The 25,888-nt window shown below is 30.1% G+C and carries 29 protein-coding genes and 1 tRNA gene; 11 read left to right on the forward strand and 19 right to left on the reverse strand.

Going from position 1 to position 25,888, the window contains the following annotated elements:
- Positions 1-101: 101 nt before the first annotated feature.
- On the forward strand, positions 102-1,430 hold the full coding sequence (locus tag QVZ41_RS12955; protein ID WP_302885048.1) for a sigma-54-dependent transcriptional regulator: 1,329 nt from the start codon (positions 102-104) through the stop codon (positions 1,428-1,430).
- Here QVZ41_RS12955 and QVZ41_RS12960 read toward each other — a convergent pair.
- Complete coding sequence (locus tag QVZ41_RS12960) at positions 1,427-3,880, reverse strand: hybrid sensor histidine kinase/response regulator (RefSeq protein WP_302885049.1); 2,454 nt, start codon at positions 3,878-3,880, stop codon at positions 1,427-1,429. The genes QVZ41_RS12955 and QVZ41_RS12960 overlap by 4 nt on opposite strands.
- A 215-nt stretch (positions 3,881-4,095) precedes the next feature.
- Between QVZ41_RS12960 and QVZ41_RS12965 the strand changes: the two genes are divergently transcribed.
- From QVZ41_RS12965 to QVZ41_RS12985, 5 genes are all read left to right on the forward strand, one after another.
- A complete protein-coding gene (locus QVZ41_RS12965) occupies positions 4,096-4,650 on the forward strand; it encodes a hypothetical protein (RefSeq protein WP_302885052.1) in 555 nt (184 codons plus the stop codon).
- Between the two features lie 83 nt (positions 4,651-4,733).
- On the forward strand, positions 4,734-5,492 hold the full coding sequence (locus tag QVZ41_RS12970) for a hypothetical protein (RefSeq protein ID WP_302885055.1): 759 nt from the start codon (positions 4,734-4,736) through the stop codon (positions 5,490-5,492).
- Between the two features lie 69 nt (positions 5,493-5,561).
- Positions 5,562-5,741, forward strand: coding sequence for a hypothetical protein (locus QVZ41_RS12975; protein ID WP_302885056.1), 180 nt, complete (start codon positions 5,562-5,564; stop codon positions 5,739-5,741).
- Complete coding sequence (locus QVZ41_RS12980) at positions 5,728-6,003, forward strand: hypothetical protein (protein WP_302885057.1); 276 nt, start codon at positions 5,728-5,730, stop codon at positions 6,001-6,003. The genes QVZ41_RS12975 and QVZ41_RS12980 overlap by 14 nt, the downstream gene beginning before the upstream one ends.
- Positions 6,004-6,039: 36 nt before the next feature.
- The gene (locus tag QVZ41_RS12985) at positions 6,040-7,917 is read left to right on the forward strand and encodes a hypothetical protein (RefSeq protein ID WP_302885058.1); all 1,878 of its coding nucleotides are present in this window, start codon (positions 6,040-6,042) and stop codon (positions 7,915-7,917) included.
- Between the two features lie 417 nt (positions 7,918-8,334).
- On the opposite strand, the gene QVZ41_RS12990 is transcribed toward QVZ41_RS12985, so the two are convergent.
- The 3 genes from QVZ41_RS12990 to QVZ41_RS13000 form a co-directional block, all read right to left on the reverse strand.
- Positions 8,335-8,410: transfer RNA gene (locus tag QVZ41_RS12990), tRNA-His, on the reverse strand.
- A 66-nt stretch (positions 8,411-8,476) separates the two neighbouring features.
- Entirely contained in the window at positions 8,477-9,199 is a 723-nt protein-coding gene (gene bshB1, locus QVZ41_RS12995; protein ID WP_302885059.1) for a bacillithiol biosynthesis deacetylase BshB1, read from the reverse strand.
- 2 nt (positions 9,200-9,201) lie between these two features.
- Positions 9,202-9,768 carry a glutathione peroxidase gene (locus QVZ41_RS13000; RefSeq protein ID WP_302885060.1) on the reverse strand — a complete coding sequence of 189 codons (567 nt, stop codon included), beginning with the start codon at positions 9,766-9,768 and terminating at the stop codon, positions 9,202-9,204.
- A 104-nt stretch (positions 9,769-9,872) separates the two neighbouring features.
- Between QVZ41_RS13000 and QVZ41_RS13005 the strand changes: the two genes are divergently transcribed.
- From QVZ41_RS13005 to QVZ41_RS13015, 3 genes are read left to right on the forward strand one after another with little or no spacing between them, the layout of a single operon-like run.
- Positions 9,873-10,625 (forward strand): Rossmann-like and DUF2520 domain-containing protein, encoded by a 753-nt coding sequence (locus QVZ41_RS13005; RefSeq protein ID WP_302885061.1) that lies wholly within the window; start codon positions 9,873-9,875, stop codon positions 10,623-10,625.
- A complete protein-coding gene (locus tag QVZ41_RS13010) occupies positions 10,609-11,136 on the forward strand; it encodes a KdsC family phosphatase (RefSeq protein ID WP_302885062.1) in 528 nt (175 codons plus the stop codon). The genes QVZ41_RS13005 and QVZ41_RS13010 overlap by 17 nt, the downstream gene beginning before the upstream one ends.
- Entirely contained in the window at positions 11,137-11,487 is a 351-nt protein-coding gene (locus tag QVZ41_RS13015) for an antibiotic biosynthesis monooxygenase family protein (protein ID WP_302885063.1), read from the forward strand.
- A gap of 64 nt (positions 11,488-11,551) precedes the next feature.
- Here QVZ41_RS13015 and QVZ41_RS13020 read toward each other — a convergent pair whose 3' ends face one another.
- Together QVZ41_RS13020 and QVZ41_RS13025 are read right to left on the reverse strand one after the other, a co-directional pair.
- Complete coding sequence (locus tag QVZ41_RS13020) at positions 11,552-11,950, reverse strand: DoxX family protein (protein ID WP_302885064.1); 399 nt, start codon at positions 11,948-11,950, stop codon at positions 11,552-11,554.
- A gap of 71 nt (positions 11,951-12,021) precedes the next feature.
- A complete protein-coding gene (locus QVZ41_RS13025) occupies positions 12,022-13,059 on the reverse strand; it encodes an AI-2E family transporter (protein ID WP_302885065.1) in 1,038 nt (345 codons plus the stop codon).
- Positions 13,060-13,331: 272 nt separating this feature from the next.
- On the opposite strand from QVZ41_RS13025, the gene QVZ41_RS13030 reads away from it, so the two are divergent.
- Positions 13,332-14,366 (forward strand): AI-2E family transporter, encoded by a 1,035-nt coding sequence (locus QVZ41_RS13030; protein WP_302885068.1) that lies wholly within the window; start codon positions 13,332-13,334, stop codon positions 14,364-14,366.
- A 34-nt stretch (positions 14,367-14,400) separates the two neighbouring features.
- On the opposite strand, the gene priA is transcribed toward QVZ41_RS13030, so the two are convergent.
- Positions 14,401-16,857, reverse strand: a complete 2,457-nt coding sequence (gene priA / locus QVZ41_RS13035; protein WP_302885069.1) for a replication restart helicase PriA — start codon at positions 16,855-16,857, stop codon at positions 14,401-14,403.
- Between the two features lie 145 nt (positions 16,858-17,002).
- On the opposite strand from priA, the gene QVZ41_RS13040 reads away from it, so the two are divergent.
- The gene (locus QVZ41_RS13040; RefSeq protein ID WP_302885070.1) at positions 17,003-17,386 is read left to right on the forward strand and encodes a hypothetical protein; all 384 of its coding nucleotides are present in this window, start codon (positions 17,003-17,005) and stop codon (positions 17,384-17,386) included.
- Between the two features lie 414 nt (positions 17,387-17,800).
- On the opposite strand, the gene QVZ41_RS13045 is transcribed toward QVZ41_RS13040, so the two are convergent.
- The 12 genes from QVZ41_RS13045 to QVZ41_RS13100 all read right to left on the reverse strand — a co-directional run bounded on the left by QVZ41_RS13045 (position 17,801) and on the right by QVZ41_RS13100 (position 25,883).
- Positions 17,801-18,688, reverse strand: a complete 888-nt coding sequence (locus QVZ41_RS13045) for a transporter (RefSeq protein WP_302885071.1) — start codon at positions 18,686-18,688, stop codon at positions 17,801-17,803.
- Positions 18,672-19,778, reverse strand: coding sequence for a cytochrome-c peroxidase (locus QVZ41_RS13050; protein WP_302885072.1), 1,107 nt, complete (start codon positions 19,776-19,778; stop codon positions 18,672-18,674). The genes QVZ41_RS13045 and QVZ41_RS13050 overlap by 17 nt, the downstream gene beginning before the upstream one ends.
- 54 nt (positions 19,779-19,832) lie before the next feature.
- Positions 19,833-20,705 (reverse strand): MbnP family protein, encoded by an 873-nt coding sequence (locus QVZ41_RS13055; RefSeq protein ID WP_302885074.1) that lies wholly within the window; start codon positions 20,703-20,705, stop codon positions 19,833-19,835.
- 96 nt (positions 20,706-20,801) lie between these two features.
- On the reverse strand, positions 20,802-21,182 hold the full coding sequence (locus QVZ41_RS13060) for a hypothetical protein (protein ID WP_302885075.1): 381 nt from the start codon (positions 21,180-21,182) through the stop codon (positions 20,802-20,804).
- Between the two features lie 57 nt (positions 21,183-21,239).
- Positions 21,240-21,437 carry a methyltransferase domain-containing protein gene (locus QVZ41_RS13065; protein WP_073118923.1) on the reverse strand — a complete coding sequence of 66 codons (198 nt, stop codon included), beginning with the start codon at positions 21,435-21,437 and terminating at the stop codon, positions 21,240-21,242.
- Positions 21,438-21,542: 105 nt separating this feature from the next.
- Positions 21,543-22,232 (reverse strand): HAD family hydrolase, encoded by a 690-nt coding sequence (locus QVZ41_RS13070; RefSeq protein WP_302885076.1) that lies wholly within the window; start codon positions 22,230-22,232, stop codon positions 21,543-21,545.
- Positions 22,225-22,959 (reverse strand): 3-deoxy-manno-octulosonate cytidylyltransferase, encoded by a 735-nt coding sequence (kdsB, locus tag QVZ41_RS13075; RefSeq protein WP_302885077.1) that lies wholly within the window; start codon positions 22,957-22,959, stop codon positions 22,225-22,227. The genes QVZ41_RS13070 and kdsB overlap by 8 nt, the downstream gene beginning before the upstream one ends.
- Before the next feature lie 9 nt (positions 22,960-22,968).
- Complete coding sequence (locus QVZ41_RS13080; protein ID WP_302885078.1) at positions 22,969-23,379, reverse strand: 6-pyruvoyl trahydropterin synthase family protein; 411 nt, start codon at positions 23,377-23,379, stop codon at positions 22,969-22,971.
- Between the two features lie 2 nt (positions 23,380-23,381).
- A complete protein-coding gene (locus QVZ41_RS13085; RefSeq protein WP_302885080.1) occupies positions 23,382-23,585 on the reverse strand; it encodes a hypothetical protein in 204 nt (67 codons plus the stop codon).
- Positions 23,585-24,097, reverse strand: a complete 513-nt coding sequence (gene idi, locus QVZ41_RS13090; RefSeq protein WP_302885081.1) for an isopentenyl-diphosphate Delta-isomerase — start codon at positions 24,095-24,097, stop codon at positions 23,585-23,587. Before idi ends, QVZ41_RS13085 begins: the two co-directional genes overlap by 1 nt.
- Before the next feature lie 4 nt (positions 24,098-24,101).
- A complete protein-coding gene (bcp, locus tag QVZ41_RS13095) occupies positions 24,102-24,554 on the reverse strand; it encodes a thioredoxin-dependent thiol peroxidase (RefSeq protein WP_302885082.1) in 453 nt (150 codons plus the stop codon).
- Positions 24,555-24,653: 99 nt separating this feature from the next.
- Positions 24,654-25,883 (reverse strand): MFS transporter, encoded by a 1,230-nt coding sequence (locus QVZ41_RS13100; protein ID WP_302885084.1) that lies wholly within the window; start codon positions 25,881-25,883, stop codon positions 24,654-24,656.
- Between the last annotated feature and the right edge of the window lie 5 nt (positions 25,884-25,888).

Genomic DNA, 25,888 nt, shown 5'->3' on the forward strand with positions numbered 1-25,888 from the left:
ATTCACTTAAAAGGACGTTTTTAAATAAAAACGTCCTTTTTATTTTTTAAACACATTAAGTCGAGATATCTTAATATTTTTGTATAACCAAGCACTACCATATGAAACAAATACTACTAATAGAGGATGATGTTACTTTTTCTAACATGTTAAAGAAATTTATGGAACGTCATGCATACATAGTTGATGTAAGTTATAATATTTCGGGAGCTAACAATTTGTTAAAAAAGAACAATTACGATTTAATTTTTACTGATTTACGTCTTCCTGATGGTGATGGAATTTCTTTATTAAAACAAATTAAGGAGGAGAAAAATTTAACTCCTGTTGTCTTAATGACTAGCTATGCAGAAGTTTCTACTGCTGTACAAGCAATGAAACAAGGTGCTTTTGATTATATTTCTAAACCTTTTAATCCTAATGAAGTTTTAGAGGTTATTAGTAATGCTTTAGAAAATAAAGAAGTGGTATCAAAACAAACATCAACTCCTAAAAAAACAAATGAAAAGAATGATTTTGTTACTGGAATAAGTGCTGCTTCAAAAACTTTAACAGAATATATTCATTTGGTAGCTCCTACAAATATGTCTGTTTTAATTACCGGAGAAAGCGGAACAGGAAAAGAAGTAGTGGCCAAAAACATTCATTTACAAAGTTCAAGAAAAGACAAACCTTTTATTGCAGTTGATTGTGGAGCTATTCCCAAAGAAATTGCCTCTAGTGAATTCTTTGGTCATAAAAAAGGATCTTTTACTGGAGCTGTACAAGACAAAATAGGACATTTTGAAGCGGCTAATGAAGGAACTCTTTTTTTAGATGAAGTAGGAAACTTGTCTTATGAAAATCAAATTCAGTTATTAAGAGCTTTACAAGAAAGAAAAATTAAACCTATTGGAAGCAGTACAGAAATAAATGTAGATATCCGTTTGGTTACTGCCACCAATGAAAACTTATTAGAAGTAGTAGAAAAAGGAACTTTTAGAGAAGACTTATACCATCGATTAAATGAATTTTCTATTGAAGTCCCAAGATTAAAAGATAGAAATGATGATTTAATTCTATATGCTGATTTCTTTTTAAACAAAGCCAACAAGCAACTAAACAAATCTGTTATTGGTTTTTCTAAAGAAGTATTAACACTTTTTCAGAATTATGATTGGCCAGGAAACCTTAGAGAGTTATCAAACATAATTAAAAGAGCTACATTACTAACTCCAGGGGAATTAATTGAGGCAAATGCTTTGCCTGATAAGTTTTTTAAAACCGTTAAAACTACAGCTTTTACTGAAAACTTTTCTACTCACGACAATGAAAAAGAATTGATTTTAAGTGCTTTAGAAAAAACAGACAACAACAAAACCCAAGCTGCAAAATTATTAAGCATTACCAGAAAAACGCTTTATAATAAAATGAAATATTATAATATTTAGCTTAAATAATTTTTTAAAGAATTAATAAACCTATTCAACTCTTTTTCAAAAGCAATAAATATTTCTTGATCTATAGATTCTGCTGTTTCTAGCATTTCTAAAAACGGAATTATAAATGGCACTTCTAATTGTTTAAACATGGTGAGCATTTTATGACTCAGCTCGTTTACTTCTTTAAAATCCTTCTCTTCTATGGCCTTTTTAAGTAACTTTTTATTGTTTTTAGTATCTTCTAAAAAAACAGATAAGGTCTGCTGAATAGCTTCTTCATCATTATTTAAAAATACACGTAAAGTTTCAAGACTAAAATCATTAGAGTTTTTTAAAAGATTAACTTTAGTTTTCTGCTCTTTTAGAAAACTTTTTGACTTAAAATACTTCAACAAAACTGTTTCTAATTGATTGATGCTAAAAGGTTTTATCAATACTTCTGAAAAACCGTTTTCTAAATAATCTTTTACAGACAATTTAGATCTCCCTGTCATGGCCACAATAGGCTGATTTTTATACTGAGTGTGATTTTTAAGTACCTCCATAAAGTGAATCCCATTCATTTTAGGAAGCTGGATATCTGTAAGTACCATATCAAAAGAAATATGTTCAATTGCATTTAAAGCTTTTTGAGCATTTTCAAATACATACAATTCAACACCATATTGTTTAAACAAATCTTTCAATAATTGTTGCATCGATACATCATCTTCTACCACAAGAACTTTTATATCAAAATTTATTTGTGATATCATAGGTGGGTTGTTTTTTACAGTTTCGTTAGACAAAACCACGGGGACAGAAAAAACAAAAGTACTCCCTACTCCAAGCTCACTTGTGAGAACCAAATTTCCTCCCAACAATTCTGAAAGTTTTTTTGAAATCGTTAATCCCAATCCAAATCCATCATGATAATGATTGTTGGCACTTTCAACCTGAGTAAAGGGTTTAAAAATATCTTGCTGTTGTTGCTTATCAATTCCAATACCTGTATCGCTTACAGACAAGTGTAACATCTTTTTGTCTTTATCAAAAACACTTTTAAGTGTAATGGTTCCTTGTTCTGTGAATTTACAAGCATTCGCTACCAAATTATATAAAACTTGCTTAATTCTAAAAGGATCGCTAATCACAAGATGATCTAATTTTTCATCAAACATTATCACGAAACGAATGGGTTTGTCTTGAATTAAACTTTCGGAATGATTGGTAATTTCATTCATCAAATTTTCTAAATCAAAAGGAACAGAGGTAATAGAAATTTTATTGTTTTCGATATTTGAAAATTCCAAAAGATCATTCACCAGTCGTTGCATATAAGTTGATGCGTTGTAAATATGACCTAAATAATTGGTTTCTTTGGTGTTTTTTATCTCCTTTAAAAGCAACTCACTGTAACCAGAAATAGTGCTTAATGGAGTACGCAAATCATGACTTACCATAGAAACAATTTGAGACCTACTTTTTAAAAGTGCAGAGCTAGTTTTGTTGGCTTCTTCTAGTTTTTTTCTATAGCGTTCGTTTTTCCAAAAGTCATTTAAAAAAATGATAGAAAAAATTAAAATTACCACAAAACTAAATCCAACAGCGAACAAAATAATACGTTTACTTTTGTTTAAAGAGTTTTCCCTTTCTTGATTAATAGTTTGGGTACTTTTAATAATATCTCTTTCTAAAGTTTGCAGTAACTGACGTAACTTTTTAGAAATAAGAATGTCTTTTTCAATCAAATCACGTTCTTTTCTTTCTATAGATTTTCGCTTATTTTCAAGATCTTTTTGGGCTTCACTTAAAATATTTCTAGATATAACCAACAAAGAATCTATTTGATCTTTATTGATTTTGGTCACATCCTTTTCATCAGGATTTAACTTGTTTAACATTTTAACATAATCTTTTAAATAAAGATTAGAAGGCGTTTTTTTATCGTAAAAATCAATGTTTTCTATAAAGTCTGTGATAAATATTTTATCAAAATTAGCAGCTGATTGATTCCCTAGAATAGAATCCATAGAACTCAATTTACTAATAACAGTATCAATAGATTTTTCTGAATCGTTGTTTCGTTTTAACTTTTTTACCGCTAAGATGTTTTTTAACTTATGATCTATAATGAGTTTAATACTATCTAAAATATTTTTCTGAAAATCATTATTTACAATAAAATTTAAAGAGTCTATTTTAATAGATAGCTGTTTATTCTCTTCTGTATATTGTTTAATTTTTTTTGATGAATTTAACTGAATAGCCGCTCTTGATAGGTTTTCATTTTCGTAAATACTAGCAATTAAACTCCCTACTTTTATAATTTTAGTCCTATCAGAAATATCTTGCTTTTGAATTTTGGTAAAATTATCAATCTCCGAAATAATTAAAACACCAGCAATGGTTGCCAAAACACCAAGAATTATATAACCCGATAAAATTTTAAATGTAATACTGTGCTTTGGTGATTTCATACAATGCAATAAGCTTTTAATATATAAATATAGGGACTTCTTTAATCTTAAAAAAAATGTTACTACGTTAACTTTTAGAGGAAAAAATATCTTAGAAATACCGTTAACCTCAAAAGTTGTTGATCTGTGTTTTTAAACGTTTATAAAAAACAGAAGTTCAATCAATTTATATAGTTTAGCTTTTTTAAAACATCTATTTTCAGATACCCAACCTTATGACATTTTACGCAAAAAAAACAATTAGCCTGTTCTTCATTATTATTTCTATAAATTTTTGTTTTGCTCAAAAGAAAATAGAAAGACCTAGGAACACAATCGCTCAAAGTTTTATAGAAAGACTACCTAATAACTTAAAAAACTTACAACTTAAAGATTTAAGAGAATCAAAAGATTCTTTAAACATAAGAGTTTGGAGATTAACGAAGGTACTTACAATAAATTATAATAATTCTGTTTCATCAAAATATATAAAAGTAGATCCCAAAAATCCAACAGTAAAGCCCACTCCACTTTATACAGATTTAAATGCTAAAATTCTTTTAGACTCTTTAGTGAAAAATAGAATATTAGAACTTAAGGATGATAATTATAGAGTAAGAGGTCCTGAAGCCTATGTTGTAATAATTGAAATTGCTACTAAAAACAATTATAGAGTTGTAAGTTTTTGCTCTCCAAACAAAGACAGAAGTGAAGACAATAAAAGCGTTTTAAATATTTTAGATATTATTGATAAAACCATTGAAAAAGAAGAAAAAAAATTAGACTATTAAAATTTATATTATCTAAAACAATAAAATAAGACAATAGTTTTTGTAGATTTCACAATTCAATAAAAGAAAAAAAATATGAAACTATGAAAAAAACATTGTTATTATTCATTGCTGTGATTGGCCTATCGTGTACTAAAGAAGAATTTGATTCAATCTCTTTAAGTATTTCTCAAAAATCCTTAAACACAGAGGAAGTATACCAAATAGAAGCGGATTCTAACTCTAAGATTATTTATTCTACTGAAAACGAATATCATAGTAAAGTTACACCGTCGGGAATGGTGACAGCAAAATTTGTTGGAGAAACTAATATTTTATTAGAAAATGCAGAAGACAGTAAAACTATTAAAATTATAGTTGAGCCAAAATACAATACATATCCTGAACCAGAATTTGAGTTTGGAGATACTAAAAATGACATCATTCATAATTTTGGAGAAAATTATGAGGAAATATCTTTAGAAGATGAAGGAAATTTTACTTTATTAGGATATAATAATTATTTTAACAAAGCACCAATCATATTATTTGTCTTAGATAGTGATCAGAAAATAGCTAGTTATGCAGTTTTAATTCATAATGAATATGTTACAGAATTAGCTGGCTTTTTAACCGAGAGATATTTGGCTTATGCTGAACAAGAAGAAACATTCTATTTTATTAACCAATTAGATTATGAAAACGCTAGTTTGTTATTAGGCTTAGGAGTTTATAACGAAGACTATGTAATAGTTCAATATTTTGATACATCGACTCCTGACTCTATGGAAAATTACAAAACATCAAGTACCATAACCAAACCAAAGATGAAAGATTTGATGAAAAAATGGATCATCAAGTAAAAATCTAACAATGAGAAAAATAAGTTAAAAATCTTTTCCTTTTTATAATAACTACCTTCAAGAAAAACCATGGATAAAGAAAAAGACCAATCAAAGAAATCAATAATTATTTCTAGAGTTTTAGGAACTGTTGCTTTTTTAATATGCTTTTTTGTTGTCAAACAATTTTTTACACCAGACTTAGAAACTGAATTAAAAAATGCAGCCATAAAGTTAAACAAACAAACAAACTCCAATGCAGGTAGATGAATTCACTAGATTAGATAGTGCTTCTGCAAAAGGCGTAACAAATTTCACCTACTACTACTCTCTTCTTAATCTTGAGAAATCTGAAGTAGATTTAGAATCTGTAGATGAAATTATTCGACCTGGTATAATAGAAAACGTAACCAATAGTCCAGAATTAAAAATATATAGAGATAACAACATTACAATGGATTACAAGTACTACGATAAAAACGGAGAGTTTGTAACTCTTATTTCTGTTACTCCAGAGCTTTATAATAATTAAATTAAAGTCTTTAAAATAAACTTATTATTACAAACTATGGATAAACGACTTGAAGAACATATTCCCATACTAGGAAGGGTATATATAAATCTAATAAATCTTACTTCTAAAATATATGATATTTATGAGCAGGAAAATGAGATAACAAGGCAAAAAGAAACCCCTCACTTAGGTCTCGTTTCTCAAGCTTTTAAAGGAATAAGTCACTCAAGATATGATTATTTAATATTACAATGTGTAATTTCTGAATTAGTTGAAAATAATTTTAAAGGAACCACGAGTGCCCAAGGAAGCATTAAAATAAATAAAAAAGAATATTTTGGTAACGAAATAATTAAATGCTGGATTTTACTTTCAAATTTTGGACATTGTAAAAACACAATAGGTGATGAAAAATCAATCCTCCTAAAAATAATACAAAATAAATCCTTTGAAAAAAACATACTCAAATCTATCAAAGATGAACAGCTTAAAGTATGGGCAAAAGAAGTAATTACTGAATTTGATTATGTTAACTTTCATCATATTATATCATTATGGAGAATTTATAAAGTTTTATCTAGAAAGAAATCTCTACTAAATGAAATAATTCTAGTTTATAAAATTCTTTTACTTGATAATGAACATACCAAAGACATAGCTAATTCAGGCCAAGTAGAGCAATTGAAATTAATTTATAGAAATATTCGTGATTTAAGTATAATCTCCTTAGATACTCAAAATTCTTCACTGCCAATTTCAATAGATATATTAAGTACTATTCTGTCATTCGATTTTTATGAAAATAGATATCAAGAAACTAAAACTAACGAACTATTCAATCCTATTATCTCATTATTATGTGATAAACTTTATCTAAACCCTAAAACCCAAACCTTTCAAAGGTCTTATGAAGTTTCGGCTATAGAAAATATGAGTAATAATTTAAATGATGTTATTTCTAAAGCGATAATTACTGGATTAAGCAACCCTAAAAAAAATAATTTAAAACATTTTTTACGAATACAACTACATCAAGATTTTCTAGAAAAAAGTAAATTTAAAGATGCTGTGAGAAATATTCTTACTATAAAAAAAGGTGTTGAAAATGTTGAGGCTTCTATGGATTACAATCCTTACAGTAAAATAAGAATATTAGATTTTTATATTGACACGTACAAATTTGCTAATAATTCTCTTCCTAAATTTCTATCAAACATAGGACATTTATTAGAAAAACAATTTAAAGGTACACTTGAACATTTATTAGATCAAAAATCAAATTTATTAGTAGGTGTAAAGAACGGTGTAAAAGAATCAGAAATTGACGAAGCATCTAAGGAAAAAATATATAGATCTTTATCAAAAGAATTATCTTATGAATCCTGGGATATAATTGAATCTCAAAACATACCAACTTTCAAAGAAATATTATGGTCTGTTTTGACCTACCATATTAAGTCTGAATATTATTTTGATATTGACCACCACATATCTAAAAAACATAAACATTTCGGTGTTCGTATAAATAATAATGAAGAACAGATTGATTCATTAAAAGAAAATATAGACATTGCAATTGATGAAAATATAGATATTGATAGAAAGCATGAATTAAAACAACTTAAACAATCTATTTCTAGGGAGTTTAAAGGAACTACAATAGTTTGTATCTCAAGGATTATAATTTATGATTATTCTAAGTCTCCTAATAACAGAAAGGTAACTGATATCGATTCATTGGTTTTAAAATTTAATGAAAATGAAATGATACTTGAATTTCATGAATCTAAAAACACGAAAAAACCATTTAATGATGCTAAAAAAGATATTAATGAAAAGTTAATAAGAGTACTTAACCCTAATTCAAAAGGCTATAGAGTTAGAGAAGTAAAAAATTATGGAGCAAAAATAGTTATAAAACATAAAACCTAAATTGTTGTATTTACTTAAAATAGCATGTAAAAGAAACGCTTCTAGTGGTTCTCGATACTGCTGGCAACATCAATAAAAAACTAAACTAAAACCATGAAAAAAATAGTTAAACTATTTTTATTCTTAACACTGTCAATAACTATTACAACTATTTCTTGTGAAGGTTCAAATGATGATTCTTATTCAAGTAGTTCAAATGATAATTCTTACGGATCAAATAGTTCAAGTTGTTATCATAATGGTAAAAAACTCCATACAGGTGAACGAGGTGGTTGTTATTATATTAACAGTAACGGAAATAAAACTTATGTTGACAGAAGTGAATGCAATTGTAATTAAGTAAACAATATTCAAAACATAAAAAAACGGTTTAAGATGTATCTTAAACCGTTTGTATTTAAAGAGTTTTCAACTCTTGGGTGGAAGACCGGATTCGAACCGGCGACCTCCTGAACCACAATCAGGCGTTCTAACCAACTGAACTACAACCACCATTTGCGCGCTTTCGCGTTAGCGGTTGCAAATATAATAGGTTTCTTAGTTTCTACAAAGAAAAAAATTAAAAAATATCAGATAATTTTTTAACTGTAACGTAACGTTCTGTGGTAAAGCCTTCTGCATATTCCACTCCTGTTAATCTTCCTAAATCTCTAGATCTGTACAACACACTATCTATAAAATTCTTGCTGGTAATAGGTGATTCTGGCTCATTACTATTAGGATCGTAGAATTGAGATTTAAAGGCTTTGATAGCATTTTCCTTTACATCTATATAATCAGACACATCTACCACAAAATCTGGCTCTATATTCTTCCATTGTATGTAATGAAAAACACTCTTAGGTCTCCAAGCTTCTTGTTCCCCATACCCAACATCTGTTTTAATAGCTCTTAATCCTGACAAAAAACAAGCATCAGAAGCCAATTTACTTGCTTTGGCATGATCTGGGTGCCTATCATCAATCGCATTACACAACACAATATCTGGTTGGTATTTGCGAATAATTTCTACTATTTTTAATTGATATTCTTTAATGTTTTCTAAAAAACCATCAGGCAAGCCTAAATTTTCTCTTACCATCACTCCTAAAATTCCAGCAGCAGCTTCGGCTTCCATGGCTCTAATTTTAGGTGTTCCTCTGGTTCCCAATTCTCCTTGGGTTAAATCTAAAATTCCAACTAATTTTCCTTCTGCAACTTCTTTGGCAATGGTTGCTCCACAGCCTAATTCCACATCATCTGGATGTGCTCCTATGGCTAGTATGTCTAATTTAAAACTCATGCTTATTTTGTTATCCAAGCAATTACACTTGGGTCATTAGGTTTGGTTTTTGGACTAATAATCATTTCTAATGTTCCATCTCTACCGATTAAGTATTTTTGGAAATTCCATGTTACTTTTGAGTCTTTATATCCGTTAAATTGTTTCTTGGTTAAAAACTGATATATATCTGCTTGATCTTTTCCTTTTACATCAATTTTTTCCATCATAGGAAAAGTAACGCCATAGTTTAATTTACAAAATGCTGCAATTTCCTCATTATCTCCTGGCTCTTGATGTAAAAAATTATTAGCAGGAAATCCTATAATAATAAAATTTTGATCGTCTTTATACTTTTTATAAATCTCCTCCAACTGTTCATATTGTGGTGTCAATCCACATTTTGAGGCGGTGTTCACAATCATGATTTTTTTTCCTTTTAAAGTAGAAAAATCAAAATCGTTCCCTTGAATGTCTTTCACTACAAAATCGTATATAGATTTTTTAGTATTGGGAACAAGTGTAGTTTGTCTTTTAAACGCATAAATTCCTACTAATAAAACAGGAATCACAATCATTAAAATTTTCATAAGTGGTCTATATTTTCTATCTCTCAAAGATACACTTCCCCTTGGTCGAAATCAAATCTAATTTATTTCATCAAAGTATAAAAATGTTCTTATTTTTGAACCCTATGATAAACATAAGTATACTTGGTACCGGTAAAGTTGGAACTCATTTAATAAAGGCTTGTATCAACAACCCTATGATTCAATTGGTTCAAGTTTACAATCGTTCTGAACAAGGATTAACGCTTTACAAAGGCCTTACTCCTATCACCACAGATGTAATCACTTTGAAAAAAGCCGATTTGTATATTGTGGCTTTGCCTGATGATGTCATCAAAATAATTGATTTGTCTCACTTACAAGGATTGATTGTTCATACATCTGGAACCAAGTCGTTTACTATTTTGCAAGCCAAAAGACGTGGTGTGTTTTATCCTGCTCAGAGTTTTACCAAAGAGAAAAACATCAATTTTAAAGCAGTTCCAGTTTGTATAGAAACAGAGTTTGAGGTAGATTTTAACCTCTTACAAAATTTTGCGAGCATGATTGCTCAGCATGTTTACGAACTTTCTGAAGAAAAACGACAGAAACTACACCTAGCTGCTGTGTTTGCTAATAATTTTAGTAATAGAGTTATGGGCATTGCTTATGATATTTGTAAAGAACATCAAATTGATTTTCAGATTTTACAACCTTTATTGCAAGAAACATTTTTAAAAACACAAATACTTCCTCCTAAAGTAGCTCAAACAGGTCCTGCTGTTAGAAATGATGTACAAACCATAGAAAAACATTTGAATCAATTAGAAGGAACTGACAAAGAAGTGTATCAAATATTAACCAAATCAATACAAGAAAAACATGGCATTAAGTTATAAAGAGTTACTAAATGATGTGAAAGCATTTATTTTTGATGTAGATGGCGTTTTAACCAACGGAATGGTTACTATTTTTCCTAATGGAGAATTGGTAAGAAATATGAATATTAAAGACGGATACGCTTTAAAATCTGCTGTAGATGCGGGTTATACTGTCTGTATTATTTCTGGTGGAAGTAATGAAGGCGTTAGAACCAGATTAGAAGGTTTAGGAATTACTGATATTTATTTAGGGGTGCATAATAAAATTGAAAAGTATCATGAAATTTTAGAAAAATATCAATTAGATGCTAAAGAAATCGTTTATATGGGCGATGATGTTCCTGACTATCCAGTGATGGAATTGGTTGGAATGCCTTGTGCTCCGCAAGATGCGGCTCCAGAAATTAAAGCCGTTTCTAAATATGTTTCTCCTAAAAATGGCGGGGAAGGTTGTGTGCGTGATATTGTAGAACAAGTAATGCGTGTACAAGGAAAATGGAACGGGAAATTCTACGCAAAGTTTGATTAGATGATTGTTTCTATAGGCCAATTCAAAATAAAAAAACTCACCTTATTACCAGAGTTTTTAAAACTGTCTAAACAAATTTACAATCAGGCACAAAAAAGTAAAGGAAACCTAAAATCTCAACTACATAACGAAGGAATCAAAACTTTTTATTCCTTTACACATTGGGAAAGCATGGAAGACATGTTGACCTTTGTTCATGCTGATTTTCATGGAAAAGCTTTACAAGAAACCCAACGTTTGTGTAAAGAAGTTTCTTTTTTACACTATGAAACTGATGATTTGGTAGATTTAAAAACGGCGATTAAAGAATTAAAATCTAGTGATGAAACTAGGGTAGTTAAATACAACTAGTATTTGGTTAAATAAAAAGAGGTTGACTAAATAGTCAACCTCTTTTTATATTGTATAAATGAAATTAATCCCAAATATTAGAAGAAGAAACACCAAACTTTCCTCCTCCTGTGAAAAATAAGGCAACAGATCCTAATAGATATAAACCAATTAATTCTATGGCCCATCCTCCATAATCATTTAGCGAAAATATTTCTTGAGAATGTGCTAAGAAAATAATAAAGATAGCTCCAAAAGCATATACTAAAGAAACCAAACGAGTTCTATATCCTATCAACACTAAAAACGGAGCTACAATTTCTGTAATATAAACTCCATAGGCCATGAATGATGGAAATCCTTTTTCAGTTAACATTCCTTCTATATAAGAGATTCCTTTTAGTTTAGCAATTCCGTGCAATAACATTAAGCCTCCAATGGCAATTCTTAAGACTAATAAGCCTAAATCCGCATTTTTTTTCATGAGTTTTTTTTTAAAATAATTAATTTATAAATATCTAATTTCTATCCTGAGTAGTTTACAAAAGATAAATTTTATTTAGGACGATCTCCAGCCATTAAACTAGATATGACATGATATTTTGGAAATTGATCTAAAATAATTTTAATGATTACCGTTATAGGAATTGATAAAATCAACCCTGGAATTCCCCAAATAAATCCCCAAAGCATTAACATCACTAAAATAGTAATCACATTTATAGAAAAGGTTTTCCCCATAAAAATAGGTTCTAAAATACTTCCAAAAAGAACTTGAACTCCTGTAATGGTTAATACAAAAAACAACAAAGTACTCATCACTTCTATTTCTACCAAGGCAAATAAGGATAGTAAAACAATAGATACTACAGATCCAATCATTTGAATAAAGTTGAGTAAAAACGCTAACAATCCCCAAAATATAGGAAAACTAACATCAAAGAAAACACAAGCCAAACTAAAACCAATTCCTGTTAACAAACTAATTACAAACTTTACCTTTACAAAAGTAATGATGTCTTTTTCAATTTTTCTAAATGTTTTAACCGAGGCGTATTTGTATTTAAACACGGTATTATTCAGTAGCTTTTCTGTATCGATAGAACCTGCTAGTAGTAAAATGGCAAAAAATAAGGTCATCAAAGTCATCGAAACAATATTTCCTATAAAATCTAACGAAGGCACTATTTTCCCAACAAAATTTCCTCCATTTAAATAATGATTCATCAAAGAATCTCCTTCTACCCTAACCACCCCAAAATATTGTTCAACCATCACAATTAAATCTACAATCTTAGTTTCGGCTTTCTGAAAAAAAGTACTGTTGGCTTCTAAAATTTCATTGCTTGATAATTTTATCAAAACAGCACTTATCTTACCAACACCAATAATGACAAGGATTACCGCAAAAATCCCAACAAACTTAGGAGCTTTTTTTCTGCTAAACCATCTCATCAACGGTAAAAACAGTAAAGCAATAAACATGGCTAAAACAAGGGGAATAAAGATAAACGATAAGGTTTTTAAAAGAAAAAATATAAATGGTATTACTATAATTAGCAACAGCATATTGGTGGTTCTGGTATCTTTCATTTTTAGGTATTATGACTTATTATTTGTTTAATAAAATCATTGCTAAAAATAAGGAAATGAATTATCATTTAATGTAATAAAGACAAGGATTTAAATATTTTAATCTATTAAAAAATTCTTAATTTAAATCTTGTATCAATCCTTGTTTTTATTTGATATCTTTATGAAAAACATGACCAAACCTAGAATTAAAAACGAAACAGTTGATATAAAATCTAGGTTTAACATAACCAAAAAGAACTAATTAAAGTCTTAAATAAACAATTAAAATTATGAAGTTAATTCCCTCTAATGTGATTAGACAACTGTTTATACTTTTGTCTATTTCACTAATTGGATCTCTTATATTTATTAATTTAACAGCCTACTTATCTGGTATATTAGGAGCCATTACTCTATTTGTTATTTTAAAAAAATATATGAAAAAGTTGGTCAATAAAAATTGGTCAATAAATATTTCATCGTTTACCCTAATGTTTGTTTCGTTTATCACCATTTTACTACCTGTTTTAGGTGTTTTTTTTATGCTCGGAAATAAATTAAAAAAAGCCTCTGAAAATTCAGAAGAAATTATAGAAAACATCAAAAATAAGCTCAATGAAATTGAACAATATATAGGTGTAGATATTACCTCTAGTATTAATACTTCAGAAGTATCAAAATCTCTATCAGACAATATCCAAAATTTAATAGGAGGAACTTTTAACACTTTAATGAGCATAGCCATTATGTATATTTTACTATACTTTATGCTTATTAATTACAACAAACTAAACAAAGTTATATACAGTTATATTCCTTTTAAAAAGAAAAACTATGAACTTTTAGATCAAGAAATTACTTCTATGATAAAAGCAAATGCACTAGGAATTCCTCTTGTTGCCATCGCTCAAGGAATGGTAGCATTGTTAGGTTTTTTAGTGTTTAATATCGAAAATTCTTTCTTTTGGGCGGTAGTGGTTACTATTGGATCCATGATTCCTTTTATTGGTAGTATGTTAGGAATTATACCTGCGTTTTTAATTACCTATACAAGTGGAGAGGTGTTTAATGCTTGGGCTGTTTTAGCATATGGAGTTGTTTTCGTTGGAGCTACGGATAACTTAATCCGCTTGTTTGTATTAAAACAATTAGATGATGCTCATCCATTAATAACTTTGTTTGGAGTAATTATAGGAATTCCACTATTTGGCTTTATAGGGTTGATTTTTGGACCTTTACTGATGAACCTCTTTTTTATTCTTATCCGTATTTATAAAAATGAATATGGAAATAATACTCAAACTCTAGATATTAGTTCAGATTAACATGAATTTAAAACTTGAGATGGTTTTTATATAACTAATAAGCATCTACGTCAATATTCATTCTAATAGACCTAAAACGCCCAATAGATTCAAACATAGTTCTTACTTTTTTAATATAATCTTTGGTCGCAGCTACCGATTGTTTTGGCGGAATTTTAATCATAATTTGCTTGATGTATAAATTACGAACCCTGGCCACAGAGGGTGCTGTAGGTCCTAATAAATTTTTACCAAAACTATTTTTTAATGATTTTCCCAACCATTCTGCTCCTTCATTCAGCAAGTTAAAATCCTTATGTTTTAAGGTGATTTGAATCAATCTAAAATAAGGAGGATAATAAAAATTACGTCTGTCTGTAATTTGTTCAAGATACATTTGCTCATAACTATTGGTGGTTACTTGCTGTAAAATTTGATGGTAAGGATTAAAAGTTTGTATCAATACCTGTCCTTGTTTTTGACTACGTCCTGCCCTACCCGATACTTGAGTCAACATTTGAAAACTACGTTCGTGTGCTCTAAAATCTGGAAAGTTTAACATGTTGTCTGCATTCAGTACCCCAACCAAAGTCACATTGCTAAAATCTAATCCTTTGGATAACATTTGCGTCCCTACTAAAATATCAATTTCTCCATGTTGAAAAGCATCAATAATTTTAGCATATCCATATTTTCCACGAGTGGTATCTAAATCTAAACGTCCAATATTTTGTTCTGGAAAAAGGTTTAATAACTCTTGTTCAATCTGCTCTGTTCCAAACCCTTTACTAGATAAATCGGCACTGCCACAAGCATCACATTTTAAAGGAATGGCACGATGATATCCGCAATAATGACAACGGAGTTCATGTTTAAATTTATGTTCGGTTAAACTAACATCACAGTTAGGACATTGGGGAGAAACTCCACAAGTTTCACACTCAACCAACGGAGCAAAACCACGTCTATTCTGAAACAAAATCACCTGTTCTTTTAATTCCAAAGCTTCTTTGATAGCTGTTAACATGGTATCAGAAAAGTGCCCCGTCATTCTCTTTTTTTTGTGCTTTTCTTTAATGTCTACCAAGTGAATTTTAGGCATCTGCACATTTCCAAACCTTCGATTTAAATTTACCAAACCATACTTTCCGTTTTTGGTATTGTAATAAGATTCTAAACTTGGCGTAGCAGAACCCAAAATAATATTGGTTTGATGCATTTTTGCCAAAACAATGGCTGCATCTCTAGCATTATAACGTGGAGCAGGATCAAATTGTTTGTAAGAAGATTCGTGTTCTTCATCCACAATAATCAACCCTAATTTTTTAAAAGGTAATAAGGTTGCAGAACGAGTTCCTAGAATGATTTTAGCTTTTTCTGAACCCTTTAAAATATGATTCCAAACTTCTGCCCTCTCGTTTTGTGAATATTTTGAATGATATACACTTAAATCATCTCCAAAAAAACGTTGTAAACGGACAATTAATTGAGTAGTTAAAGCAATTTCAGGAACTAAAAACAAAACTTGTTCTCCTTTATTGATGACTTGCTGAATTAAATGTGCATAAATTTCCGTTTTACCACTTCCGGTAACTCCATGAAACAAACAGACATCCGTATTGATAAAAGTATTCTGAATTTCTTGATAAGCAATTTGTTGTTCGGCACTTAACTCAGGGATAACTTGTGTGGCATCATCAAAAGAAACCCTATTTGTTTGGATTTCATAAACCTCAAAAACACCTTTTTTTTCTAAACCTTTGCAAACAGAAGCACTAATACCCGATGTTTCTAAAAGTTCCTTCTTTTTTATAGGTGATTTGTCTTTGGCTTTTATCATAAAATAATGCATCACCAAAGTTCTCTGTTTTTCCGAACGAGATAATACGCTTAATAATTCTTGTAACTTTTCTTTATCTTCCCATTCCTCTGTTAAACGAACGTAAGCAACCATTTTAGGTTGATACTGCTCATATATTTCTTCTTTTAAACTGATGGCCTCTATATCTATCATTCCTTTTAAAACAGGAAACACTTTTTTAGTTGATAAAATATTAGATACCTGAGAAACGGTAATTTGAGATTGTCTCTGTAAAGCTTCGTAAATTAAATAGGCATCTGCAGAAAGTAATTCTATTTCCTCAAAATTAGGATTAGACAAAACAATAGTTTCACTTTCTAGCAAAAAAACCGATGGGAACGCAGCTCTCAAAACTTCACCCAATGAACACATATAATAATTAGCCAACCATTCCCAATGTTTTAATTGAGTTTGGGTCAATACAGGAGTATCATCTAAAATTTGATAAATATCTTTGGCTTCATAAGCTTGTGGTTCATCTTCATGAATACGGTAAACCACTCCTGTATATATTTTACTTTTTCCAAAAGGTACCGCTACCCGCATCCCAATTTTTAGAAAATGAGCTTCCTCCTCAGTAATACGATAAGTAAACTGTCTTTCTAAAGGAATGGGCAATAAAATATCTACAAAAAAAGGTTTAAACAACACTTTGTGGCTAATTAAGATGATTACAAAGAAATGAGAATTTAAGCGTTTAAAAAAATCTTTAAATCATAAAACTTTAAATGATGATTATCATAGTTCCCTCAAGCTTTTAGTTGTAGCTTCATTTATAATATTAAAATCTATTATCATGAATAATTCTATACTAATTGCCAGAGTTCTAATGGCTCTTTATTTAATTTTCGGATTCGGAATGTTAATGAATCAGACTTATTACAAACAAGAAATCAATAAACTATTATTAAAACCAACCTTTGTTCTTTTAAGTGGTTTTTTAGCCATTACTTGTGGAGTCATTATTGTTTCTGTACATCCTAATTGGAGTGATGACTGGACAGTAATGATTACTTTATTTGGATGGGGAATCCTTATCAAAGGAGCATTTTTTGTCATTGCTCCTAAACAAACACAAAAAATCAAATACACTTTATCTAAATCTCAGAGTATTGCTCCCATAACAATTTTATTATTGGTCTTGGGTCTGCTTTTTGGTTACTATGGATTTCTGAATTAAAAAATACATCCGTAAAGAAAACCAAAACTAATCGAAAGATTAAAAAACTTATACAAAGATATCTATTAATTAAGGCTTTTGTAGATGTCGGGAACTCCTTTGTAAATGTTGGAAAGTACTAAAACTTCAGCAAAGACTAAGTAAACATTCAGAAAAAGAACTAAGTTCTGTTTACTATAAAATTAATTTCATGACATGCCGCAGATAAAAAACTTTACACACCCCTCTAAAATTAATACGGCTTGCTTTTTAACTCCAATGTTTTTCTATATTTGTTAGATACCAAATCTTGTTGTCCCGAGACTTCGGGATGACACTCTGAAATTAAAAAAACAAATCCAAAAAAAGCTTAGGCTTAGTACATTCTAAAAATCTTCAGATTTTCTTACCTGCACAAAGCCTAGCCAAAACCGTTTAAAACTTCCAATAAGTATAGAGTCCCACTCCATTTTTAAAAACAACTTCATTGTCAATTAAATTTTGTTTAATGGGTAACTGAGTATTCAATCCTACCACTATTCTTTTGGTCTCTAATTGTACTCCAATGTTGGCATTATACATCGTTCCCGAAGTTCTATGATCTTTAATATCATATCTTTCAGATGCTAAAAAATGATCGTAACCTATACCTGCAATTGGAGAGATCACTACTTTATTTTTCAAAGAAATTCCATAAGAAATACTGGTATTTACTTGTGTTTGATTTCCAAATTTAAATTCATCACTGTTTGTTCCTTTTATAAAATACATGGCACTTAGCACTACTGATAAATTATTGTAATGATACCCGTATTTAATGGGCAACAAAACATCCAAACTCCCCGTTCCTAATTGTGCTGCGGAAGTTTGATTTAAACTAGAATTCTGTAAATCAAATGTTCCAGTAGGCAATTTAATTCCTGCTCCTATTTTTAAAACGTGATTGCTATCAGTATTTAAAACATTCATCAATCCGTACACCATTATATCTCCCATTCCACTTGTATGAATATCACCAGAGGCTTTTTGTCTGTGATTGAACTTATAAGGAACATTGGCATTTATTTGAATACGATTTGTGATATGATATTGAGCTGTAATACTAATAGTATTTACATCATCTTTAGCCATGGGAACATTGCTAAAACTACCTTGTTTGTATTGAAAATACATGTAATTATAAGTAAAGCCAACATAATTTCCTCCTAACAAATTAGTGAAGTTATTATTATTAGTAGATCCACAACCACAAACATCACAAGCATAGCTATTGACAGAAACAATTGTTAAAATGGTAAAAAATATTTTATTCAGGTTTTGCAAAACGACTATCATTTAAAAATTCATAATCTGTTAGGGTTTTTAAAAAAGTAATAATGGCTACTTTTTCATCCTCTGTCATAGGAATACCTAACGTTTCTTCTTTTTGATTTGTTTGAATCAATCGTTCATCTAAGTTTTTCATTTTGGTCATCAAGGGATACGTATCCGTATCATAAAAATCTAAAACGGTTGATAATAATATCATACGTCCATCATGCATGTAGGGATAAGTTTTTTCTACATTTCTTAAACTAGGGACTTTAAACTTATAATAATCATCACTTGTTTTTAACTCCTCTACCGTAGCAAATGGATTTGATGAAGATATTCTAGCCCTACCTGTTTCATTAGGTAAACTAGGATTTTCTCCAATTCCATTATTAATAAACTCCTGATTGGTAAACAAGGTTCCGTTATGACAAGTAGCACATTTTTGTTGAAACAATGCCAAACCTTTTTTTTCTTCTTCAGTAAAAGTCCCACCCTCTTCTCCTCTAACATATTTATCATACTTAGAATTTGAAGAAACCATTGCTCCCATAAATTTAGACAATGCTTTTAATAAGTTTACACTTGTAATAGCATCCTCGGTTTTAAAAACTGATTGAAACCTTTGCTGATATTCTGAATCCTTTTTCAGTTTTACTAACACATTCTCCATGGTTTCATCCATTTCAACAGGTTCTGTAATTGGAATAAGTGGCTGATCAAATAGTTTATCTTTGGCACCATCCCAAGTAAAATCATTCATATAAGCCATGTTTTGGATAGGCTGAGAATTTCTTGTTCCGAAAACACCTGGGTGAACTCCTTCACTTAAATCATGTCCATGATGGGTAAAAGCATGAGATTGATTATGACATTCTCCACAATTAATTTCATTATTTAATGACAATCTATTATCATAAAACAATTTTCTTCCCAATTCAAATCCTTCAGTCGTAATAGGATTGTCTTCTAGGTCAAAAGTTGGTGATGGAAAATTAACAGGTTGATGAAACTTAATTTCAAACGCTGAATACTCATCACTGTTTTGCGAACAACTCACGAAGACAATAAAGAGTATATATATAATTTTAGAGTATTTCATTTTTTATCGAACAAATACCATGAGCAATAAAGTGTTCATGGTATTTGTGTGTGTTTAGTGAGAATGCCCAGTTGTAGTTTCTTCTGTATGATGATTTTCTTCAACATCTTCCAAATTAATAGCAGGTTCATTTGGATGGATATGCCCAATTTCAAAAATCTCCTTATAATTGGTTACAAAATTATTAAAGGCATCATTTGCCTCTCCATGTCCTAATAAATCAAATGGAACTTTTGCACCTCCAATACTTTCATCAGGAGTAAATAATTTGTCAATATCAACAGTTGTGTGAATACTTGGAGAAATTTCTTGTTTGATGATTAAGGTTTCTAGAAACTCTAAATCAATAGTAACATAACTACTAAATCCTCCCTTATTACCAACATGAGCGATTAAATTCTTAGGTGTAGTCGTTTCAGTATTGGTATTGGTAGCTTCTATTTTAGAAAAAATATAAGAATTAGGATTCCATGTCCATTGCATATCCGCCTCGGCCAATTCCATCAACCTAGTTTGATCTTCTGTACTTCCATTAGCCACCTCTTGACTCACTCCTAAACCAAAAGAAATACTTTTGTAGCTTCCAAATGGAACTTCTGTTAAATACACTCTTACTTTATTGGTTTCGTCAGCATTGGCCAAATCAATTAAATTAGCAGCAATGTTATTAGGTAAATGAACTTGTTCATTATCGGTAGTTCTTAACATTACATCAGAAATAATGAATTTAAACTTATTAAGTGTTAAAGTTTGCGATTCATTATTAGAATCTGTTAAAGTAATTTCATCTCCAATAGCGTAAGAATGATAAAATTTTATGACTGCTGATACATGAGTACCTTCTTCAATAGATTCGTTATTTTTTGTACAAGAAATTAATAAAGCAGCAGCAATGGCTCCTAATATATAAGATTTTAAGGTTTTCATTTTTATGGTATAATAAATTTTAAATAAATAGATATGATGACTTTCGAAATGATGAAATCGAAGTCACAAAAAGGCATAGGTTTGCCAACAAATTATTTAAAATGATACCATAGGGGGTTTGTTAATTCTATGACTTAACATGTAAGCATAAGTAAAGTCATAATCCAAATAAGGAGTCTTTTTCATAATGGAAAAAAAAGACAAATTGGTTTGTTCTATTTCTTGAAAGTAAACCGGAAAAAAAGCAGCACTTACCTCCACAATTGCTTTTCCATCTTTAGAAGCATCTGCTACACTTAGTTCTTTTGCTAAATGACATTGCCCATTACACTGTAACTCTGGCTTATCTTTGTTAACACAATACTTCTCTATAATTTCACTTAAATGAGTTTCATAATACACCACGTTCCCAACAAAATATGCGGGACGTAAAGACAAAGTTGTCAGTAATAATATGAGGATAAATTTCTGAAACATTTCGGCTGCAAATATAGAAAAGCATTCTAATTAAAACCTAAGATTCTAATAGATATCTTAGATTTTTAATACCATTGCAGCAGGTTCTAGATGAGGGTTCATAAATATATAGTTAGTTAACCAAAGATTTAATTCGTTTATTTCGTGGGGTAATAATCTTTTGGTTGCCTTATTAAATTCATTAATAAACAAATCTACATCAAAACTTACTTTTTCAAGTATGTTTAGGGTATAGGTGTACATTTCTCTTGGCATTTTTATCAATTTTTATAGCGAAACAAATATAACTTAAACATTTGTTTATTTCTACTAAAATTTGAAAATTCAGTGTTAATACTGAGCAAACAATAACAAGTATATCTATAAAATGTTTAATATTTTTTTAACGGAACTTAGTGTTTTATATTGTTGAGTATCGAGTATTTTTTGGTCTACTGTTTCGAACTGCCAAATGCTATGAAAAGGAATATGTATTGCCTCTGCTCCAATATTAAGTACCGGTAGAACATCTGATTTTAAAGAATTTCCAATCATCAAAAAGTCTTTAGGAGCAATATCTAAATGTTTTAAAATTCGTTGATATCCTTCTGGATTTTTTTCACTCATCACCTCTACATGATGAAAGTAATTTAACAAACCTGATCTTTCTAGTTTTTTTTCTTGATCTAACAAATCTCCTTTGGTCAAAACGATTAATGTATATTTTTTTGACAATAATTTTAAAACCTCTTCAATGCCTGGTAGCAACTCAATAGGTTTAGAAAGCATTTCCTTACCAATGTTTAAAATTTGTTGGGTAATTCTTGCAGGAAGTTGATTATTGGATAGCTCTGTAGCACATTGAATCATAGATAAAATGCAGCTTTTTACTCCATAACCATATAAAGGAATGTTCCCTGTAATAACTTTATAGAGTTCTTGCTGAATTTTATTTTCCGTTTCGTAAATAGACAACAGCTTGGCAAACTGATCTTCTGCTTCCCTAAAATAAGGTTCGTTTACCCAAAGTGTATCATCGGCATCAAAAGCGATGACTTTGTATTTAGCCATGTTGTAAAATATGAATTGCTTTTTGTAAATCTTCAGGAGTATCAATCCCAACAACTTTAAAAGGCGTTTCTACCATTTTTATTTTCATACCATGTTCCAAAAAACGAATTCCTTCTAATTTTTCTGTCGCTTCATTCTGACACATTTTCATTTTAGGAAAATCTAACAATGCTTGTCTTCTAAAGGCATATATTCCTATGTGTTTGTAATACTTTACATCTACTTCTTTGTCTCTAGGATGTGGAATTGGAGCTCTAGAAAAATACATCACACAATTGTTATTATCTAGTACTACTTTTACGTTGTTTGGGTTTACAATTTCGTGCCAATCTTCCATGGTGTGTACCAAAGAGGCCACAGCAATTTCTTCTTTGGCATCGTTTTTAAAAACCTCTATTAAATCTTGCAAAGGTTCTATTCTAGTAAAAGGTTCATCTCCCTGAACATTGATAATAATATCTCCAGAAACCATTTCAGCAGCTTCGGAAATTCTATCAGAACCACATTCGTGTTCTTTAATACTCATGATGACTTTTCCTCCATTTTTTTCAATTTCGGATTTTATCTCCTCACTGTCTGTTACCACATAAACATCATCAAAAAGTCCTGTTCCTACCGTTGCTTCATAAGTACGAGTAATAACGGTTTTACCACATAAATCTCTTAATAATTTTTTAGGGAATCTGGTCGCTTGCAAACGAGCAGGAATCATAGCAATTACTTTCATAACAATGGATTATTTTCCTGAATAAGTTACGTAATTTCTAGGCGTTTCGTATAAAGTGATCGCCAATTTTAAGTGTGATGGAATATAGGTTCTTAATTGATTCCATATATAAATAGAGATATTCTCTGCCGTTGGATTGGTTGTTTTAAATTCAGGAATTTCTAAGTTTAAATTTTTGTGATCTAAAACATCTTCAACTTCTGTTCTGATTAACCTTTTTAGTATTTTTAAATCCATCACAAAACCTGTTTCTGGATCTATGGCACCGGTAACAGATACGACCAACTCATAATTATGCCCATGATAATTGGGATTGCTACATTTACCAAAAACCTCAAAGTTTTTAGCATCGTCCCAATCGGGTCTAAACAAACGATGCGCTGCATTAAAATAAGCAACTCTATGTACCGTAATTTCCATAATTAATTAGCTTTTTTATTAGCAAATAGGTTTCCTATTAATACATAACCTACTAAAAAGTACAATAAAAAATTAAATCCAATAGTTTCTGAATTGTATTGAATCAACTCCCATAAATTCTCATGATATTGAATCAAAACACTTACCAAACTTGCTGAAATGGCAAAGATAATTCCGATAAATAATTTTTTCTTAACCCTTTCCATTATTGACTTATAAACTCATAAAATTTATCAAAAATAATAATAAACCAAGCCGTGTAAATTTCGGGATTTTTTTGCATATCTGCTTTTACATCTTCTAACTTCATCCATTTATAGGCTTCTGCTTCCTCAGGATTTAAATTAGGTTCCTCATTATAAACCCCAGTCAATACATGATCAAATTCATGTTCGGTTAATCCATTATCAAAAGGTGCTTTGTATATAAAGGAACAAACATCTTTTAAATCGGTAGTAAAGCCCATTTCTTCTTGCAACCTACGTTTTCCCGCTTCTATATTGGTTTCTCCTACTTTTTGATGACTACAACAAGTATTGGTCCATAACAATGGAGAATGATACTTATCTTTAGCACGTTGTTGTAACATTAATTCACCCGCATCATTAAAAACAAAAACTGAAAAAGCTCTATGTAATAAGGCTTTTTCATGCGCTTCTATTTTCTCCATGGTTCCTATTGGTTCGTCTTGTTCATTGACAAGAATCACTTGATCCATATATTTATTTTAAAATTTGAGCTGTGTGCTCTTTGGTTTTTACTTTGGCTATCACTTCTTCTATAATACCATTTTCATCAATAATAAAGGTAGTTCTGTGAATACCATCATATTCTTTTCCCATAAACTTTTTAGGTCCCCAAACACCAAAAGCTTCAATCACTTTTTTGTCTTCATCTGCTAATAAAGAAAAGGGTAATTCTTGTTTGTTGGCAAAATTTGCTTGTCTTTTTACAGAATCTGCACTTACTCCAACGACCTCATAATTCTGAGCTAAAAAAGTTTGATAATTGTCTCTTAAATTACAAGCCTCAACTGTACAACCTGGTGTACTCGCTTTTGGATAGAAAAAAACTACTAATTTTTTTCCAGCAAAATCACTTAGTTTGATTGTTTTTTCATGTTGATCTATTGCCTCAAAATGGGGAGCCTTATCTCCTACTTTTAACATCTCCATAATACGTTGATTTTTTTAATCGAAGAACAAATATAAAGAAAGCAGTTAGGATGACTAAACAGAACTCAAGAAAGTTGTTATTTAGACAATTACTAAATCTTAAGGTTGAAAAGTACTTTTCCCATATTTTCTAATTCCTATAAAAGCAAAAACCAAAGCAGCCATGGGTAATAAAATCATATAACGGTATAAATGATTTCCGATAGTTGAGTATATAATAGCTGAAATAACAGGAAAACAAGCCATAGAAAAAGAGTTAATCGCCTCACTAATTCCCATAATTTCTCCTTGCTTTTTTGGATTGGCATTTACAGATATTAATGAATTAAACACAGGAAAACAAAGTGATAATCCTAAATTTAAGACATAATAAAATAGAATAAACAACCACAAGTTTTTTGTTAATGTAATCGCAATTAATCCTAATACACAACAAATAAGTCCTAGAATTAAGGTTTTAAAAGCTCCTAGTTTACTAATAAAAAACTTAGATACAAATGCTTGGTTTAAAGACAAAAAGAGCCCAATAACAAACATGAACAAACCTAATTCTTTAACATCAAAATCAAACAAATCAATTAAAAATAAAGCCATGGTCCCTATGTAGAAGCCCATCATAGCAGAGAAGAAAAACTTCATAGTAAACAGTACTTTAATAAGAGGTGATGGATCTACTCTTTTAATCCTTAGGGGAATAATTAATATTTCCCAAATATTTGTTTTCTTTTTGGCAACTCTTTTTTCTACAGGATGTGTTTCTTTTAGCCATTTAAAAATGGTGATTAAAGTTACTACAGAAATAAAAATTGAGGTAAATAAAGTTCCTAAATATCCTATAGAAGTTGATGCGGTAATCCCTCCTAAACCTGGACCGATAATCATTCCAATTCCAGCAATACCACCCAAATAACCAAAAATATATTCTTTCTCTTTGGTGGTGGTTAAATCACTTACATAAGCATTGGTTACCGAAGTATTTCCTCCTGTAATTCCATCTAAAATTCTGGACAATGCAATCACCCATAAAGGAAGGGCAAAGCCAAAAATGGGATATTCTGGCAAAGCAATGGCGATGACAAAAATAATCCAACTTAATAAAGTTCCGGATTGACTAATTAGTAATAACGGTTTTCTCCCTTTGGCATCAGACATAGACCCCAACCATGGAGCTCCAATAAACTGAAAAGCACTATATAAAGTAATTAACAAACCAAACACCCACTTAGGAGCCCCATAACTATTGACCACAAAAGGTAAAATAGGCATTAACAGGCTAAATCCTAATACGTTTACAAAGGTTAGTAAATAAGCTGGAATGAATTTTTTCATGAGGT

Source organism: Wenyingzhuangia gilva (genome assembly GCF_030519655.1).
GTDB lineage: Bacteria > Bacteroidota > Bacteroidia > Flavobacteriales > Flavobacteriaceae > Wenyingzhuangia > Wenyingzhuangia gilva.